Origin of the sequence: Polaromonas sp., assembly GCF_012927455.1 — a bacterium.
Classification (GTDB): Bacteria; Pseudomonadota; Gammaproteobacteria; order Burkholderiales; family Burkholderiaceae_C; genus Polaromonas.
In genome coordinates this window covers 616,915-635,189 of the sequence record NZ_JABBPE010000002.1, presented here as the reverse complement: position 1 = coordinate 635,189, position 18,275 = coordinate 616,915, and the positions used below count along the sequence as shown (strand labels likewise).

Below are 18,275 nucleotides of genomic sequence, written 5' to 3'. Positions count from 1 at the left end.
CGAGTAGCTTTAAGCTGCGCCTTGTGTGGCCGGGCACGCCGCCCTCAGCCAGGATATCCGCGACCGCTTGGGCTTTCGCCTTCGTCAAGACTCGCAGTTACGAGCAGTTCATGGGCAAAATTGATCAACTGGTCGTAGCGGTATTGGAGGCGTGGCTTGAGGGCAAAGTCTCAAAGGCGCCAGGCGCCAAAACGGGCTGGGATAATCGGTGCATGCCAAGTCTTACCCCGGTTCCCGCCAGTCACTGGAAGTTGTCCGTCGCCCCGATGATGGATTGGACTGACCGCCACTGCCGTTACTTTCACCGGCTGCTCAGCAAAAACGTCTTGCTTTACACCGAGATGGTGACCACTGGGGCGCTGCTTCATGGCGATGTCGCGCGTCACCTGCGCTTCAATGCCCAAGAGCATCCCGTGGCGCTGCAGCTTGGAGGCAGCGAGCCGGCCGATCTGGCGCGCTGCGCCAAGCTAGGTGAGTTGTGGGAGTATGACGAAATCAACCTCAATTGTGGATGCCCTAGCGAGCGCGTGCAGCGCGGCGCGTTTGGCGCCTGTCTGATGGCCGAGCCTCAACTGGTGGCCGACTGCGTCAAAGCCATGGTCGATGTGGTGGCAGTGCCAATCACCGTCAAACACCGGATTGGCATTGACAAAAACGAGAGTTATGAGTTTGTGCGCGACTTTGTGGGGGCTGTGAGTGAGGCCGGCTGCCCAACCTTCATCGTGCATGCGCGAAACGCTTGGCTAAAGGGTCTTAGTCCAAAGGAAAACCGCGAGGTGCCGCCACTGCGCTACGAACTGGTACAGCGCCTCAAGGCTGAATTTCCCGGCCTCAACATCGTCGTAAATGGGGGAATCACCACCCCTGAACAAGTTGCCGAGCAACTCCGCGGGCTCGATGGTGTCATGGTGGGCCGCGAGGCTTATCACAATCCGTGGTGGCTGGCGTCGTGGGATGCAGCGTTTTACGGAGCGGAGCCGATCGCCGAACTGACCCGCGAAACTGTCGAAGAGCAGATGGTGCATTACATGGCCCAAGAGGCAGCCGCGCATGGCACGCCCTGGAGTTCAATTGCACGGCATATGCTGGGGTTGCGCCACGGTCTGCCTGGAGCGCGACGCTGGCGCCAAGTGTGGAGCGATCACAAGCTTAAAGATCTGCAGCCGCGTGACGTAATGCTGCTATCGCACAGCGAAGTGCAAAAAACGGCTTGAACAAATAATTCAACAGTGGCAAAAATCAGGTCTTCAATGAGATGCCTTTGATGTTGACCTGCTGATGTAGAACTTTTTGTCGTATTTGCACTCTATCCTTCACCCGAGTCAGGGTATACATTCAGGTCAGGTATACGGTAAAGTGGTGTTGATAGTTTCTCAACTTGATGTGGTTCACAGGCCCCGCCTGAGAAGGAGGTTTTATGGATGTTGTCCGTAACTTTCTGACGCGTTATGAACAGACGCGGGAAGAAGAATTGTCGCTTGAGGGGTACCTCGAGCTTTGCAAAAAAACCCCGCTTGTTTATGCAACTGCGGCCGAACGTATTCTTGCGGCAATCGGTGAGCCGGAGATATTTGACACCCACCATGATCAGCGCTTGTCGCGCATCTTTGGCAACAAGGTGATCAAGATCTACCCGGCCTTCCGCGATTTCTATGGGCTGGAAGACCCGATCGAACAGGTGGTGTCTTACTTTCGCCATGCGGCGCAGGGACTGGAGGAAAAGAAGCAGATTCTTTACCTGTTAGGACCGGTCGGTGGCGGCAAGTCTTCGATAGCAGAGCGGCTCAAACAGATGATGGAGCAGGTGCCGTTTTATGCGTTGAAAGACTCGCCTGTTAATGAGTCGCCGCTAGGCCTGTTCAACAGCGCCGAAGATGCTCCGGTGCTTCAATCTCAATACGGCATTGCTCCGCGCTACCTTCAGCGCATCATGTCGCCTTGGGCGGTTAAGCGTCTGGAAGAGTTCGGCGGCGACATCCGAAAATTCCGGGTCGTCAAGCGTTTCCCGTCCGTCCTGCGGCAGTGCGCGATCGCCAAGACCGAACCCGGCGATGAAAACAATCAAGATATTTCCTCGTTGGTCGGCAAGATTGATATTCGCAAGCTGGAAACTTTCGCCCAGGACGATCCGGACGCCTACAGCTATTCCGGTGGCTTGTGCCTGGCCAATCAAGGCCTGCTCGAGTTCGTCGAGATGTTCAAGGCGCCGATCAAGGTGCTGCACCCCTTGTTGACAGCAACCCAGGAGGGAAATTTTAAGGGAACGGAAGGGTTTGGTGCGATTCCTTTCGACGGCATTGTGATGGCGCACTCCAATGAAAGCGAATGGAAAGCATTTAAAAACAACAAAAATAACGAGGCTTTTCTGGACCGGATTTACATCGTCAAAGTGCCGTATTGTCTGCGCTCGTCAGAGGAGGTCAAGATCTACGAAAAACTGATTCGCAACTCTTCGTTGGCCGGCGCGATCTGCGCACCCGGCACGCTGAAGATGATGGCGCAGTTTGCCGTGCTGACGCGCCTCAAAGAGCCTGAAAACTCCAGCATCTTCAGCAAGATGCAGGTGTACGACGGTGAAAATCTGAAAGACACCGACCCGAAAGCCAAAAGCTACCAGGAGTATCGTGACTACGCCGGGGTGGACGAAGGCATGAGCGGTGTCTCGACCCGCTTCGCTTTCAAGATCATCTCCAAGGTTTTCAATTTTGATTCCACCGAAATCGCCGCCAACCCGGTACATCTGATGTACGTGTTGGAGCAGCAAATCGAGCGTGAGCAATTCACGCCCGAGATCGAGCAGCGCTACCTCGCGTTCATCAAGGAAAATCTGGCGGTGCGCTACGCAGAATTCATCGGCAAGGAAATTCAGACTGCCTATCTAGAGTCGTACTCGGAATACGGACAAAACATTTTCGACCGCTACGTGACCTACGCAGATTTCTGGATTCAGGACCAGGAGTACCGGGATACCGATACAGGCGAGATCTTTGACCGTTCGGCGCTCAATGCCGAGTTGGAGAAAATAGAAAAACCGGCTGGCATCAGTAACCCGAAGGATTTCCGTAACGAGATCGTCAACTTCGTGCTGCGCGCACGCGCTAACAACGCCGGCAAGAATCCGGCCTGGACCAGTTACGAGAAGCTGCGCGCGGTGATCGAAAAGAAAATGTTTTCGAATACGGAAGACCTGTTGCCTGTCATTTCATTCAACGCCAAGGCGAGCGCGGAAGAGAAGCAAAAGCACGAAGACTTCCTCAACCGCATGGTGGCCAAGGGGTATAGCGCCCGTCAGGTGCGCTTGCTGTGCGAGTGGTACCTCAGAGTTCGCAAGAGTTCCTGAAGCCCGCAGTGATGTACTGCGCGCGCCTTTACAGACCAACCGGGGATCAGGATGCTCCAGCAAGTCATCGATAGGCGCTTGTCGGGCAAGAACAAATCGATAGGCAACCGAGAACGGTTCCTGCGGCGCTACCGCGATCAGATTCGGGACGCTGTTCGCAAAGCCGTCGCGGGTCGGGGTATCCGCGACATAGAGCAGGGCGAAGACATCACCTTGCCGCGTCGGGATGTGTCAGAGCCAGTGTTTGGCCACGGGCCGGGAGGCACGCAGGAGCGGGTGCACCCCGGTAACGAGGAATTCGTGCGTGGCGATCATATTTCCCGGCCGAAAAAGGGCGGGGGTGGCGGACAGGGTCCGGGTGCCAGTCCGGACGGCGTCAGCGAAGATGACTTTGTGTTTCGCATCACGCGTGAAGAGTTCATGCAGTATTTCTTCGATGATCTGGCTCTACCGCATCTGGTGCGTACACAGCTGCTGCCCGATGCGCTGGAATGGAAAATGCAGCGTGCTGGTTTTATTTCAGAAGGTACGCCGACCAACCTGCATGTCGTGCGATCAATGCGCATCGCGCTTAGCCGGCGTATCGCCATGGGCGGTGATGCCCGAAAACAAATGAGGGAATTGCAAGCGTTGCTGGTCGCGATGCAGCGTGATGCGCTCACGCCACGCAGCGAGATACTTGCGCTGAAAGCCCAGATTGAGGCCTTGGGACGCCGGCTCATGAGAATTCCGTTTCTCGACCCTTTTGATCTGCGTTTTCGTAACCGGGTCAGAGTGCCTTTGCCGGCTTCCAAAGCTGTGATGTTCTGTTTGATGGATGTTTCGGGGTCGATGGACGAGGCGCGCAAGGATCTGGCCAAACGATTTTTCATTCTGCTGTACCTCTTCCTGATGCGGCATTACCAGAAGACGGATGTCGTTTTTATTCGCCACCACACCCAGGCCTCCGAAGTCTCGGAACAAGAGTTTTTTCAATCAACGGAAAGCGGGGGAACCGTGGTGTCCAGTGCCTTAACGTTGATGCACCAGATCATCCAGGCCCGCTACTCCCCAACCGAATGGAACATCTACGGAGCTCAGGCTTCCGATGGCGACAACTGGCACCAGGACTCGGCCAAATGCCGGGAACTGCTGGTTGAAAAACTGCTGCCGGCATCGCGCTACTTTGCTTATATTCAGGTGGCTGAAGAACGTCAGAACCTGTGGGAGGTGTATTCCCAGGTGCGCGAAGCTCACCCAAACTTTGCCATGCAAAAAATCACCGACGCGTCCGAGATTTATCCGGTGTTCCGTGAGCTTTTCAAGAAAGGGCAGCCTGCATGAGTACCCCTCTAACCTCTGCGGACGCTGACGGTCCCAAGGATGTACCGGCGCCAGGGCGGGGGCAGGGTCGCACCCCGTTGCCCAGCCCGTCCGACTGGACCTTTGAGCTGATCACGACTTACCATACCGAGATCGAGCGCATGGCAAAGCGCTTTGGGCTGAAGACCTACCCGGTGCAACTCGAAGTGATCACTGCGGGTCAGATGATTGATGCGTATGCCTCGGTCGGCATGCCGGTCAACTACCGGCACTGGTCGTTCGGCAAGCAGTACATCACCACCGAAAAAAGCTACCGTCGCGGCCATATGGGACTGGCCTATGAGATCGTCATCAATTCGGATCCCTGCATTGCCTACTTGATGGAGGAAAACACTTTGCCGATGCAGGCGCTGGTGATGGCCCACGCCTGCTACGGTCACAACTCGTTCTTCAAGGGCAACTACCTCTTCCGGATGTGGACCGATGCAAGCTCGATCATCGATTACCTGGTGTATGCCAGAACCTATATCGCCGAGTGCGAGGAGCGCCATGGGGTCGATGCGGTCGAAGAACTGCTGGACAGCTGTCACGTGCTGATGAGCCACGGCGTTGATCGCTACCAGCGTTCGCAAAAGCTGTCGCTTGCCGAAGAAGAAATGCGCCGCAAGGACCGCGAAGTCTACTTGCAGCAGCAGATCAATGACTTGTGGCGTACGCTGCCAAAGGCGGCCGACAAGCCGGCTGAAAAGACCAACCGCCGATTTCCGGCGGAGCCGCAGGAAAATATTCTGTACTTCATCGAAAAGAACGCGCCTTTGCTCGAACCCTGGCAGCGCGAGGTGATACGGATCGTGCGCAAGATCGCGCAGTACTTCTATCCGCAGCGTCAGACTCAGATCATGAATGAGGGCTGGGCAACGTTCTGGCATTACACCTTGCTCAATGCCATGTATGACGACGGACTGTTAAGCGACGGTTTCATGATTGAGTGCCTGCGCTCCCATACCAATGTGGTTTACCAGCCGCCGCCAAACCATCCCGGTTACAGCGGGATCAATCCCTACGCGCTTGGCTTTGCCATGTTCAGCGACCTTAGGCGGATGTGCGAAAGCCCTACCGACGAAGACAAACGCTGGTTTCCGGATGTGGCGGGCTCCGATTGGCGCGAGACGCTTGATTACGCCATGCGGCATTTTCGGGACGAGAGTTTTATCGGCCAATACCTGTCCCCCCGGCTAATACGCGAGTTCCGGCTGTTTTCCATCGTTGACGACGACACCGAGGCCGACCTTGAAGTCTCTGCCATTCACGATGACAGCGGTTACCGGCACGTGCGCGAGGCGTTGGCGCGCCAGAACGACTTGAGCTTCCGCGAGCCCAACATCCAGGTATGGAACGTCGATGTTCGCGGCGACCGTTCATTAACCTTGCGCCACACGCAGCACAATAACCGCCCGCTCAACGATGATGCGCAGGAAGTCATCAAGCATGTTGGGCGTTTGTGGGGCTTTTTGGTACGGCTTGAAAGTGTTGACCAGCACGGAAAAATAATCAAGCAGTGGAAGGTGGCGCCGACGCCGCATCCGGGCGCGGTGGTGTGATGTTCACCGGGCCGCAGGCCTTAGTGATGGCCCGGCCTGTTTCGCGCCGACTTTTGCAATCTCGCGCATCGGGCTTCCCCATTTATGTCAAATCCTAAAGTCTCATGAAGCCACATTGGCTGCCAGTTGCCACGGCTGAAGTCGGCGTGGCCCAATACCCGGCCGGGCAGAGCAACCCGCGCATCAGGCAATACCACGAAGTGACAAACCTTCGTGGTTATGACGACAAGGCATCGTGGTGTTCCTCGTTTGTGAATTGGTGTCTGGCCCAAGTGGGTATAGCGGGTACCGGCTCAGCGCTTGCGCGCTCATGGCTTGCGTGGGGCCAGGCGCTGGAAAAACCGGTGTCTGGTTGCCTGGTGGTGTTGTACCGCGACGATCCAGGCAGTTGGAAAGGTCATGTCGGTTTCTATCTGCGCGCTGATGCGCAATATATTTATCTACTCGGCGGTAATCAGCTTGAGCAGGTACGTGAGCATTTTTATCCGCTGGAGTGCGTGCTGGGCTACCGCTGGCCTGCGGCGGCAGGCTCTAATAAATAGCTGCCAAGGATCAGGGCTTTCAGCATTAATTCGCCGCTTCCAGCCCGCTTCTGAAATGTTCGCGCATGCGCAGTGCTGTCGCCTCGGCGTCGCGCGCGCTCAGCGCCGCCATGATGGCGCGGTGCTCGGCCAGCGATTCCTCAATGCGTCCGCTTTTGAGTAGTGAGTTGTGGCGGTTCAGCTTCATCACTTTTCGCAGGTCCGCCACCATCTGGTCGCGCCAGCGGTTGTTGGCAATTTCCAGCAGGCGCGTGTGAAATGCTTCGTTGATTTCAAAAAAGCGTTCCCGGTTGCCCGTCGCCTTTTCCAGTTCGCGGTGCAAGTCCTGCAGTTCATGGAGCTGCGATTCACTTGCCTGGGTCGCAACCACTCCGGCGGCATCGCTTTCAAGCAGGGCCAGCAAGTGGTAAACATCGGTCAAGTCGCGCTCAGACACCTCTGTCACGTAGGCGCCGCGCCGCACTTTCATGGTGACCAGTCCCTCGGTCGCCAGCACCTTCAGGGCTTCCCGAAGGGGCGTGCGGCTGATGCCGTATTCCTCGGCCAGCTTGAGCTCGTCAATCCAACTGCCCGGTGCCAGTTCGCGGCTGAAAATGCGCTCGCGCAACAGCTCCGCCACTTCTACGTAAAGCGCCCGGGGGGTAAGGGAAACTACGGCCATGTATGAGTTAATTCAATGGTTTCGGCGGTTAAGCGCAGCACTGCGGGAATATTCAACAGCCAACAGAAATCGGGTCAAAAGTGGCGAAAGTTTACATCAAACCTAATTTTGCATCAATAATTATAAATGATGTAAACTTGCCCAACTGTCAAAAAAGCGAGTAAAAAGGCTTGGCAGCCAGCTTCATTTCTTGCCGCAAAACCTGCTATGAGCCCCAAAAAAACTTCGCCGTCTACTTTTTTCAACGCCAGCAACCTGGACGACTGGGCCAAGGCGGCGGCCAAATCAGCCCCCGGCGGTGATGTGAATGCCTTGAACTGGCAAACGCCAGACGGCATCAGTGTCAAGCCTCTGTATACGGCTGAGGACACCAAGGACCTGGCGTACACCAATACATTGCCAGGGTTTGAGCCCTTTATTCGCGGCCCGCAGGCCACGATGTACTCCGTCAGGCCATGGACGATTCGCCAATACGCCGGCTTTTCGACTGCTGAAGAATCCAATGCGTTTTACCGCAAGGCGCTCGCCGCAGGTGGACAGGGCGTGTCTGTCGCGTTTGATCTGGCGACGCACCGCGGCTACGACAGCGACCACCCGCGCGTGACCGGCGATGTGGGCAAGGCCGGCGTAGCTATCGACAGCGTTGAGGACATGAAAATCCTCTTCAAACAGATCCCGCTCGACAAGGTCAGTGTTTCCATGACCATGAACGGCGCGGTGCTGCCAGTGTTGGCGGGCTATGTGGTGGCGGCCGAAGAGCAGGGTGTGAGCCAGGACCAACTAAGCGGAACGATCCAGAACGACATCCTCAAGGAGTTCATGGTTCGCAACACCTATATTTACCCGCCGCTGCCCAGCATTCGCATCATTGGCGACATCATCGAGTACACGGCGCAGAAGATGCCGAAGTTCAACTCGATCTCGATCTCGGGTTATCACATGCAGGAAGCCGGCGCGAACCAGGCGCTCGAATTGGCCTTTACATTGGCAGACGGCAAGGAATATGTCAAAACTGCACTGGGCAAGGGGCTCGATGTTGATGGCTTTGCCGGACGCCTGAGTTTTTTCTGGGCCATCGGCATGAACTTCTACCTGGAAGTCGCCAAGATGCGCGCCGCCCGTCTGCTCTGGTGCCGCATCATGAAAAGTTTTGACGCGAAGAACCCCAAGAGCCTGATGCTGCGCACTCATTGCCAGACCAGCGGCTGGAGCCTGACCGAGCAGGACCCGTACAACAATGTGGTGCGCACCACCATCGAAGCCATGGCGGCGGTATTTGGCGGCACGCAAAGTTTGCACACCAACAGCTTTGACGAAGCGATCGCGCTGCCCACAGAATTCAGCTCACGCATTGCCCGCAACACCCAGCTCATCATCCAGGAGGAAACTCACATCACCAGCGTGATTGACCCCTGGGCCGGCAGCTACATGATGGAAAAACTCACCCAGGACATGGCCGATGCCGCCTGGGCCATCATCGAAGAAGTAGAAGCCATGGGCGGAATGACCAAAGCCGTCGACAGCGGCTGGGCCAAGCTCAAGATCGAAGCCGCTGCGGCCGAAAAGCAGGCTCGCATCGACAGCGGTAAGGACGTGATCGTCGGCGTCAACAAGTACAAGCTGAAGACTGAAGACGCCATTGAGACGCGCGACATCGACAACGTGGCCGTGCGCGACGGGCAGATCGCCCGGCTCCACGAAATTCGATCAAAACGTGACTCGGCCAAGGTAGAACGGGCGTTGTCTGCTATCACTTTTGCAGCAGAAGACAACTCCGGAAATTTGTTGGACCTGACCATCCAGGCCATACGCCTGCGCGCCACGGTGGGCGAGGTCAGCGATGCGCTGGAAAAAGTTTACGGGCGCCACCGCGCCGATACGCAAAAGGTGACTGGTGTGTATGCCGCGGCTTATGACTCGGCTGAAGGCTGGGACACCCTCAAGGCTGAAATCAACGCTTTTGCCGAAAGCCAGGGCCGCCGCCCCCGCGTGATGATTTCAAAACTCGGCCAGGACGGCCATGACCGTGGCGCCAAAGTCGTGGCCACGGCGTTTGCCGACCTTGGCTTTGACGTGGACATGGGGCCGCTGTTTCAGACGCCTGAAGAATGCGCGCGCCAGGCGATTGAAAATGACGTGCACGCGGTCGGTGTTTCAACGCTGGCAGCAGGGCATAAAACCCTCGTTCCAGCAATCATTGAAGAGCTTAAAAAGCAGGGTGCCGATGACATCATCGTTTTCGTTGGGGGCGTAATTCCGCGGCAAGACTACGAGATGCTCTACGAAGCCGGCGTCAAAGGCATTTACGGACCCGGCACGCCAATTCCGGCGAGTGCCAAGGATGTGCTGGAGCAGATCCGGGCTGCCTTGAAGTGACCCCACGCCTATTGGAGGAAGCTGTACTAGACGGCGCGCCCGCCGTGCAGCGCCGCGCCATCGCCAAAGCCATCACGCTGCTCGAATCGACCCGCGCCGATCACCGCGCTCAAGCCGACGAGCTGCTGACAACGCTGCTGCCGCACACCGGCCAGGCCTTCCGCCTAGGTATCAGCGGCGTCCCTGGCGTCGGTAAATCGACCTTTATTGAAGTGCTGGGACTCTATCTCATCGCGCAGGGGCAACGCGTCGCGGTGCTCACCATAGACCCCTCGTCCAGCGTGTCGGGCGGCTCGATTTTGGGCGACAAGACGCGCATGGAAAAGCTCTCGGTGCAAAGCCAAGCCTACATTCGCCCCAGCCCGTCAAGCGGCACGCTGGGCGGCGTCGCAGAAAAAACGCGCGAAGCCATGCTGGTTTGCGAAGCGGCCGGCTACGACGTGGTGATTGTTGAAACCGTCGGCGTCGGCCAAAGCGAAACAGCGGTTGCCAACATGACTGATATGTTTGTGCTGATGCAGCTGCCCAACGCCGGTGACGATTTGCAGGCGATCAAGAAAGGCGTAATGGAGCTGGCCGACCTGGTGATCATCAACAAGGCCGACATTGACGCGAACGCCGCCATGCGCGCCGAGGCGCAAATCAAGTCTGCCATGCGTTTGTTTGGCCTGGTCAACAACGCGATGGGCACCGCACAAGCAGCCAGCTACGACAACTTCTGGCATCCCCAGGTGATTCAGCTTAGCGCACTGCATAACAAAGGCGTCGATGCCTTCTGGGCCGTCGTAACGCAGTTCAGAAGCCTGCAAACCGCCAACGGCAAACTGGCCGCGCGCCGCCAGCACCAGGCACTCAGCTGGATGTGGGAGCGCATTGACGCGGGCCTGAAGCAGGCATTCCGGCACGACCCGGCGGTCAGTGCCTTGCTGCCAACGCTGGTTGCGCAGGTGGAGAGCGGCCAGCTTCCAGCCTCAACTGCAGCACGAAATCTGCTTGCAGCGCAATCAGGACGGGCGCAAGCAGCTATTAAATAGATAGCAAACAGAGTTTTATAGCGGTTACAGAGACTAATGAAAGCCAAGCATGCAGGAAATTCTTCGACAACTGGAAAAAAAGCGCGCTGCGGCTCGCTTGGGCGGTGGCCAAAAGCGCATCGATGCGCAGCATGGCAAGGGCAAGCTGACGGCGCGCGAGCGTCTGGACGTGTTGCTGGACGCGGACACGTTTGAGGAATGGGACATGTTTGTCGAGCACCGCTGCAGTGACTTTGGCATGCAGGACAACAAGATTCCGGGTGACGGTGTGGTGACCGGCTACGGCATGATCAATGGCCGGCTGGTGTTCGTCTTCAGCCAGGACTTCACGGTGTTTGGCGGTGCGCTGTCTGAAGCCCATGCCGAGAAAATCTGCAAGGTGATGGACCAGGCCATGAAAGTTGGCGCGCCAGTAATTGGCCTGAACGACTCGGGCGGCGCACGCATTCAGGAAGGTGTCGCCTCGCTCGGCGGCTATGCCGACGTGTTCCAGCGCAACGTGATGGCCAGCGGCGTGATTCCGCAGATCAGCCTGATCATGGGGCCGAGCGCGGGGGGCGCAGTGTATTCACCGGCCATGACCGACTTTATTTTCATGGTCAAAGACAGCTCCTACATGTTCGTGACTGGCCCCGAAGTGGTCAGGACCGTGACCCACGAGGAAGTAACCGCCGAGGAACTAGGCGGCGCCATTACCCACACCACCCGCAGCGGCGTCGCCGATCTGGCGTTTGAAAACGATGTTGAAGCCCTGGTGATGCTGCGCCGGCTGTACAACTACCTGCCGCTGAACAACCGCGAAAAAGCACCGGCTCGCCCCAGCGCCGACCCGGCCAGTCGCATGGACATGAGCCTGGACACGCTGGTGCCCGAGAGCCCGAACAAGCCCTATGACATGAAGGAGCTGATCGCCAAAACGGTTGACGATGGCGATTTCTTCGAAATTCAGCCTGAGTACGCGAAGAACATCATCATCGGTTTTGGCCGCATGGAAGGCCAGTCGGTCGGTATCGTCGCCAATCAGCCGCTGGTGCTGGCCGGTTGCCTGGACATCAAGAGCTCCATCAAGGCGGCGCGCTTTGTGCGCTTTTGCGATGCATTCAACATTCCCGTCATCACCTTTGTCGATGTGCCAGGTTTCATGCCAGGCACCTCACAGGAATACGGCGGCATCATCAAGCATGGCGCCAAGCTGCTCTACGCTTACGCCGAGTGCACCGTGCCGAAAATTACTGTGATTACCCGCAAGGCCTACGGCGGCGCCTACGACGTGATGTCTTCAAAGCACCTGCGCGGCGATGTCAACTTTGCCTGGCCGAATGCCGAGATTGCCGTGATGGGTGCCAAGGGCGCGGTCGAAATCATCTTTCGCGAAGACAAGGGCGACCCGATCAAGCTGGCCGCCCGGGAAGCCGAATACAAGGCTAGATTCGCCAACCCGTTCGTTGCCGGTGCCCGCGGCTTTATCGACGATGTGATCCTGCCGCATGAAACGCGCAAACGCATCTGCCGCTCGCTGGTAATGCTGCGCGACAAGAAAATAGAAAACCCGTGGCGCAAGCACGGCAATATTCCGCTGTGAAGGATTGAGATGGCATTAATTACCAACATTCAATTGAAGCCGCTTCAAACGATTTCCCAACACTCAGCGGTGGAATGCAGCTACACCATCATCACTCTGGATGATGAAAAACTTCTGCAACTCGACACGTATGGGTCTACAGGGCGTGCAATTCCGGGGAAAAAAAGCCAGAGTCTGCGTTTTAGTAAAGAAGCTATTCAACAGCTGAAACGAATCATTCAAGAAAACGGGTTCTGAAATGTTTACCAAAATTCTGATTGCCAACCGGGGCGAGATCGCCTGCCGCGTCATTCGTACCGCCCGCAAAATGGGCATCAAAACCGTCGCGGTTTATTCCGACGCCGACAAGTACGCGCGCCATGTCGAACTGGCGGACGAAGCCGTCAACATCGGCCCGGCGCCTAGCCGGGACAGCTATTTGCAGGCCGAGAAAATCATTGCCGCCTGCAAGCAGACGGGCGCACAGGCCGTTCACCCAGGCTACGGTTTTCTGAGCGAGAACGCCGGCTTTGCCAAGCGGGTGGAAGAAGAGGGCATTGTCTTCATCGGTCCCAAGCACCACTCCATCGCGGCGATGGGCGACAAGATCGAGTCCAAAAAGCTGGCCGGTGCGGCCGGTGTGAACTGCATTCCGGGCGTGAACGACGCCATTGAAACGGCTGAAAGAGCGGTTGAAATTGCCCAGGGCATTGGCTACCCGGTGATGATCAAGGCCAGCGCGGGGGGCGGCGGCAAAGGCTTGCGCGTCGCCTTCAATGACAAGGAAGCGCTGGAAGGCTTTACCAGCTGCCGCAACGAGGCGAAGAGCAGCTTTGGCGACGACCGGGTGTTCATCGAGAAATTTGTTGAAGAACCACGCCACATCGAAATCCAGTTGCTGGGCGATAGCCACGGCAATGTTATCTACTTGAATGAGCGCGAATGCTCGATCCAGCGCCGTCACCAGAAAGTGATTGAAGAGGCGCCATCGCCCTTCATCAGCGGCGAGACGCGCAAGGCCATGGGCGAGCAGGCGGTGCTGCTGGCCAAAGCCGTGAACTACCAATCCGCTGGCACCGTGGAGTTTGTTGTCGGCAAGGACCAAAGCTTTTACTTTCTTGAAATGAACACCCGTCTGCAGGTTGAGCATCCGGTGACGGAATGCATTACCGGGCTGGATTTGGTGGAACTAATGATTCGCGTGGCCGCCGGCGAAAAGCTGCCGCTCACGCAAGATCAGGTCAAGCGCAATGGCTGGGCGATGGAATGCCGCATCAATGCCGAAGATCCGTTTCGCGGCTTCTTGCCATCCATCGGCCGGCTGGTGCACTTTCAGCCGCCCAAAGAAACCATGTTTGCGGCCGACACCGAGCATCTTTTTGGCGTGCGGGTCGATACCGGTGTGCAGGACGGCGGCGAAATTTCGATGTTTTACGACTCGATGATTGCCAAGCTGATCGTTCATGGCAGCGACAGAAACGATGCGATTGCCAAGATGCGTGATGCGCTCAACCGCTTTGTGATTCGCGGCGTCAGCAGCAACATTCCGTTTCAGGCGGCTTTGCTGGCGCACCCCAAGTTTGTAGCTGGTGACTTCAACACCGGGTTTATTGCCGAAAATTACAGCCAGGGTTTCCGTGCCGAAGATGTGCCGCATGATGATCCCGGTTTTCTGGTGGCATTGGCCGCCTATGTGTACCGCCGCATTCGGGTCCGGGCCGCGGGCATCAGCGGCCAGATGCCGGGCCATGGCGTGACGGTGGGCAAGGAATACGTGGTGATTGGCCTGGGTGCCGGCGGCGTAAATACGCCACATCCCGCAATCCTCCGGGATTTTCAAGCTATTTCGGGCGCTAGCTCAATAGAAACGGGCGGAAAGCGCTATGAAATTTGTAGCAACTGGCATTTGGGTGGCGCGCGTATTCGCGGCACGGTGAATGGCCAGCCTTTTGCGGCGCAGGTCGAACGTGGCGTGGGCAGAAATCCTCTGGCCGTGCGCATTATTCACAACGGGACGCAACTCGATGCGATGGTGCTGGGGCCGCGCGCCGCCGAGCTTCATGCCTTGATGCCGTTCAAGGCGCCGCCGGATCTGAGCCGCTTCGTGTTGTCGCCCATGCCCGGCCTGCTGGTTGAAGTGGCGGTGCAGGTGGGGCAAAAAGTCCAGGCCGGTGAACGCGTGGCCGTGATTGAAGCCATGAAAATGGAAAACGTGCTGTTTGCCACGGCCGATGGCGTGGTCGACAAGGTGCTGGCGCAAAAAGGCGAAAGCCTGAGCGTGGACCAGCCGATTGTGGAGTTTGCATGAATATGGCCCCCACGGTCGCTCGCTTCGCGTAGCTTCTTGCCCCCCCGAGGGGGCCGCTGCGCCTGCGGCCCGGCAAAGCCGGTTCCGCGGCCCCTGCTTGTAGAAAACCCTCACGCTTGTCACTTTGGGCTGCCTTGCAGCAGTTGATTGTTCGTCTAGGAAAATAAAATGACACGTCCCTTCAAAGTCCTCGGTATCCAGCAAATCGCCATTGGCGCCACCAGCAAGGACCGTCTGCGTACCTTGTGGGTCGACATGCTGGGGCTTGAAGTCACTGGCAATTTTGTCAGCGAGCGCGAGAATGTCGATGAAGACATTTGCGTCATTGGCAGTGGTCCGTTCAAGGTCGAGGTGGACCTGATGCAGCCGGTGGATATCGACAAAAAGCCCGCCGTCCACACCACGCCGCTCAACCATGTCGGCCTGTGGATTGACGACTTGCCCAAGGCGGTGGCGTGGCTGACGGCCCAGGGAGTGCGCTTTGCGCCCGGCGGCATTCGCAAGGGCGCGGCAGGCTTTGATATCTGCTTTCTGCATCCCAAGCCCAGCGAAGAGTTTCCCATTGCGGGCGAGGGCGTCTTGATCGAACTGGTGCAGGCACCAGCCGAAGTGATCGGCGCATTCCGTGCCCAACTTGGCGCCCAAACTGGCGGCTGAACAGTCGTTTGTTTGCTGAATCAAGCCAAAAGGTGTTAAGCCACACTGCTTTTTTCGTGAGGTAGCTGTCGGCCGATGTAAAGCGCCGTGGTCACGCTCTACCCTTGAATGCGCTTGATTGCGGAAGAAACAAATGTTATTTGGCAAGCTGTTGAATCCCGGCATCTGGTTGATGCGCCGCATGCGTTTTGCAGGCAAGTTGATGCTGCTTGCAGGGGTCTGCGTTGTTCCGCTGCTGGTTGTGGCCTGGCAGTTGTTGGGGGATGTCAACCCCAGCACCGGCTTCATTCGCGTGGCGATTGCCAATGGCGTCGGGCTGACCCTGCTAATCTATTTCTTAGGGGCGCTTTACCGCAGCGTGGCGCAGGATCTGGGCCAACTGATCGTTGCGACAGAAAAAATGGTGGCCGGCGATTTGCGTCTGAACCTGGCTGTAAACCGCAGTCAGGACGAACTGGGCAGCTTGAGTATTGCCATGGGCCGGCTCAGCCGCACCTTGTCGGGCATGGTGGCCAACGTTCGCAGCAACGCCGCCTTCGTGGCGCATTCGGGTAAAAGCCTGGCCATCGGCAACCGTGACCTGTCTGACCGCACCGAGCAGCAGGCGGCCAGCCTGGAGCAGACTGCCGCCAGCGTAGCGCAACTGTCTTCCACCGTTCACGCCAACGCGAGCAGCGCCAGCCATGCCAACACACAAGCCGCTGAGGTCCGCCAGGTGGCGAACGGCGGGGCGGCCATCATGGTCGAGGCGATTGATGCGGTCGAGGCCGTGCAGGGCAGCGCCAAGCGCATGGACGAAATTGTCAGCGTCATCGATGGGCTGGCGTTTCAAACCAATATTCTGGCGCTCAACGCAGCGGTAGAAGCGGCGCGTGCCGGTGAGTCGGGCCGGGGCTTTGCCGTGGTGGCCAGTGAAGTGCGCTCGCTGGCCAAGCGATCGGCCGAGTCGGCCAAGGAAATTCGCTTGCTGATCGGTGTATCGAGCAGCCATATCTCCGACAGTGTGCAGAAAATCAGGGCAGCTGGCAGCACGATTGAGCAAGTCGTCGCCGGTATCCGGGAAGTGGCGGCAAACATGTCGCAGATCGCTGTTTCCAGCACCGAGCAAAGTACCGGTTTGCGCGAGATCACATCGGCGGTGCGCCAGCTCGACGAAATCACGCAGCGCAATGCCGGCATGGTGACGCGCGCGGTCACGCAGGCTATCAATCTGGAAGGGCGCGCCAGCACGCTGGTGCAGTCAGTGGCGTCGTTCAGGCTGCAGCAGGGCTCGGCCGAAGAGGCGGTCGAGCTGGTCGAGCGGGCCATGGCGCACCGAAACCAGACTTCGAAAGAGGCTTTTCTGCGGGATCTGAGCAACCCTGCCAAGGGCTTTCATGACCGCGACATGTACGTTTTTGCCCTTGATCGCGCAGGCTGCTACCTGGCTTTTGGCGGTAACCCGGCCAAGGTGGGCACGCGGGTCCAGGACATTGCGGGCATCGATGGCAACCAGTTGCTCCAATCCATCATCGATCAGGCCAGCCTGGAGCCGGGCTGGGTTGAATACGAGATCACCAACCCGACGACCGGTAAAGTGCAGACCAAGATGTCGTTTGTGGAGCAGCTGGACGACTGGTTCGTGGGCTGCGGTGTTTACAAGAATCTGATACTGAGCTGACACCACGCTACGGTGCTTGATTCGCCGGTTTCGGCGCTGCTTTCGCAGGCGGAACGAGATCGGTTTTAATGGAAGCGCAAGCCTTGTCATTGACTGAACCCAACTGGAGTACCGTTTCATGGATTTGAGCCGTTTCCCGCGCCGCCGTTACACCCAGGGCGTCACGCCGCTGGAGTTTTTACCCAATTTCACGCAAGCCCTGCGCAACTCCTGTGGACCGTCTGGCGGCCCCAATGTCTGGATCAAGCGCGACGACATGCTGGGCCTGACGCCCGGCGGCAACAAGACGCGCAAGCTGGAGTTTCTGGTGGCCGACGCGCTGGCGCAGGGCGCCGACACGCTGATCACCTGCGGCGCACCACAGTCCAACCATTGCCGTGCCACGCTGTCGGCGTCCATCAAGGAGGGCATGAAGTGCCGCTTTGTGATTGAAGAGCGCGTGCCGAACAGCTACAGGCTTGACGCCAGCGGCAACAACTTTTTGTTCCGCCTGCTCGGCGTTGAAGCCATCACCGTAGTGCCCGCCGGCACCAATATGCTGCAAGCTATGCAGCAGGTTTCGGATGACCTGGCCGGGGCAGGCCGCAAAGGCTACATCGTGCCGGGCGGTGGCTCCAACGCCATCGGTGGCTTGGGTTATGTGGCCTGCGCGCAGGAGCTGCAGCAGCAATTTTTTGAGCAGGGTGTGCAAATTGACAAGATCGTGGTGGGTTCGGGCAGCTCGGGTACGCATGGTGGCCTGCTGGCCGGCTTTCTGGGCAACCACATCAACATCCCGCTGATCGGCATCGGCGTGAGTCGCGACCCGGTCGACCAGGACCCGCTGGTGCATCAAGAAGCGCAGGCCGTGGCCGACTTGCTGGGCCTGAAACTGACGATTCCTCGCGAGGCGGTGCTGAGTTTTGGCGACTGGTGGCGGCCCAAGTATTCAATGCCCAACGCGGCCATGGTCGAAGCCGTGCAGTTGCTGGCGCGCACCGAGGCAATCTTGCTGGACCCGGTGTACACCGGAAAAATCATGGCCGGCCTGATCGGGCTGGCGCGCCAGGGCTACTTCAAGCGCGATGAAAACGTGCTGTTCATCCACACCGGTGGCGCGCCTTCGCTGCATGCCTACGAGCCCGAGGTGCTGGGCCTGACTGGGCTGCCGGCCTGAAGTCATCAGCCATTGGCGGGCACTTCAAGCTTTTCCTTTGTGCTGCGCAGTCCGCACCGCCTCGATCGCATAAAAGT

The 18,275-nt window shown here is 57.9% G+C and carries 14 protein-coding genes; 13 read left to right on the top strand and 1 reads right to left on the bottom strand.

What is annotated here, in order from left to right:
* The first annotated feature begins 212 nt into the window (after positions 1-212).
* From dusA to HHJ18_RS03505, 5 genes are all read left to right on the top strand, one after another.
* Entirely contained in the window at positions 213-1,214 is a 1,002-nt protein-coding gene (gene dusA, locus HHJ18_RS03525) for a tRNA dihydrouridine(20/20a) synthase DusA (RefSeq protein ID WP_296911566.1), read from the top strand.
* 203 nt (positions 1,215-1,417) lie between these two features.
* A complete protein-coding gene (locus HHJ18_RS03520; protein WP_296911564.1) occupies positions 1,418-3,340 on the top strand; it encodes a PrkA family serine protein kinase in 1,923 nt (640 codons plus the stop codon).
* Positions 3,341-3,391: 51 nt separating this feature from the next.
* The gene (locus tag HHJ18_RS03515; protein ID WP_296911562.1) at positions 3,392-4,663 is read left to right on the top strand and encodes a YeaH/YhbH family protein; all 1,272 of its coding nucleotides are present in this window, start codon (positions 3,392-3,394) and stop codon (positions 4,661-4,663) included.
* Complete coding sequence (locus HHJ18_RS03510; protein ID WP_296911560.1) at positions 4,660-6,243, top strand: SpoVR family protein; 1,584 nt, start codon at positions 4,660-4,662, stop codon at positions 6,241-6,243. Before HHJ18_RS03515 ends, HHJ18_RS03510 begins: the two co-directional genes overlap by 4 nt.
* A gap of 104 nt (positions 6,244-6,347) precedes the next feature.
* On the top strand, positions 6,348-6,785 hold the full coding sequence (locus HHJ18_RS03505) for a TIGR02594 family protein (RefSeq protein WP_296911558.1): 438 nt from the start codon (positions 6,348-6,350) through the stop codon (positions 6,783-6,785).
* Between the two features lie 25 nt (positions 6,786-6,810).
* On the opposite strand, the gene HHJ18_RS03500 is transcribed toward HHJ18_RS03505, so the two are convergent.
* On the bottom strand, positions 6,811-7,446 hold the full coding sequence (locus HHJ18_RS03500; protein ID WP_296911556.1) for a GntR family transcriptional regulator: 636 nt from the start codon (positions 7,444-7,446) through the stop codon (positions 6,811-6,813).
* A gap of 207 nt (positions 7,447-7,653) precedes the next feature.
* On the opposite strand from HHJ18_RS03500, the gene scpA reads away from it, so the two are divergent.
* From scpA to HHJ18_RS03460, 8 genes are all read left to right on the top strand, one after another.
* Positions 7,654-9,822 carry a methylmalonyl-CoA mutase gene (scpA, locus tag HHJ18_RS03495; protein ID WP_296911554.1) on the top strand — a complete coding sequence of 723 codons (2,169 nt, stop codon included), beginning with the start codon at positions 7,654-7,656 and terminating at the stop codon, positions 9,820-9,822.
* A complete protein-coding gene (meaB, locus tag HHJ18_RS03490) occupies positions 9,819-10,856 on the top strand; it encodes a methylmalonyl Co-A mutase-associated GTPase MeaB (protein WP_296911552.1) in 1,038 nt (345 codons plus the stop codon). Before scpA ends, meaB begins: the two co-directional genes overlap by 4 nt.
* A 49-nt stretch (positions 10,857-10,905) precedes the next feature.
* Positions 10,906-12,438, top strand: a complete 1,533-nt coding sequence (locus HHJ18_RS03485) for an acyl-CoA carboxylase subunit beta (protein WP_296911551.1) — start codon at positions 10,906-10,908, stop codon at positions 12,436-12,438.
* A gap of 9 nt (positions 12,439-12,447) precedes the next feature.
* Positions 12,448-12,675, top strand: coding sequence for a hypothetical protein (locus HHJ18_RS03480; RefSeq protein ID WP_296911549.1), 228 nt, complete (start codon positions 12,448-12,450; stop codon positions 12,673-12,675).
* A gap of 1 nt (position 12,676) precedes the next feature.
* Positions 12,677-14,725 carry an acetyl/propionyl/methylcrotonyl-CoA carboxylase subunit alpha gene (locus HHJ18_RS03475; RefSeq protein WP_296911547.1) on the top strand — a complete coding sequence of 683 codons (2,049 nt, stop codon included), beginning with the start codon at positions 12,677-12,679 and terminating at the stop codon, positions 14,723-14,725.
* A gap of 168 nt (positions 14,726-14,893) precedes the next feature.
* Positions 14,894-15,382 carry a VOC family protein gene (locus HHJ18_RS03470; protein ID WP_296911545.1) on the top strand — a complete coding sequence of 163 codons (489 nt, stop codon included), beginning with the start codon at positions 14,894-14,896 and terminating at the stop codon, positions 15,380-15,382.
* A gap of 133 nt (positions 15,383-15,515) precedes the next feature.
* Complete coding sequence (locus HHJ18_RS03465; RefSeq protein ID WP_296911543.1) at positions 15,516-17,042, top strand: methyl-accepting chemotaxis protein; 1,527 nt, start codon at positions 15,516-15,518, stop codon at positions 17,040-17,042.
* Positions 17,043-17,160: 118 nt separating this feature from the next.
* Positions 17,161-18,198 (top strand): D-cysteine desulfhydrase, encoded by a 1,038-nt coding sequence (locus tag HHJ18_RS03460; RefSeq protein WP_296911534.1) that lies wholly within the window; start codon positions 17,161-17,163, stop codon positions 18,196-18,198.
* Positions 18,199-18,275: the final 77 nt, after the last annotated feature.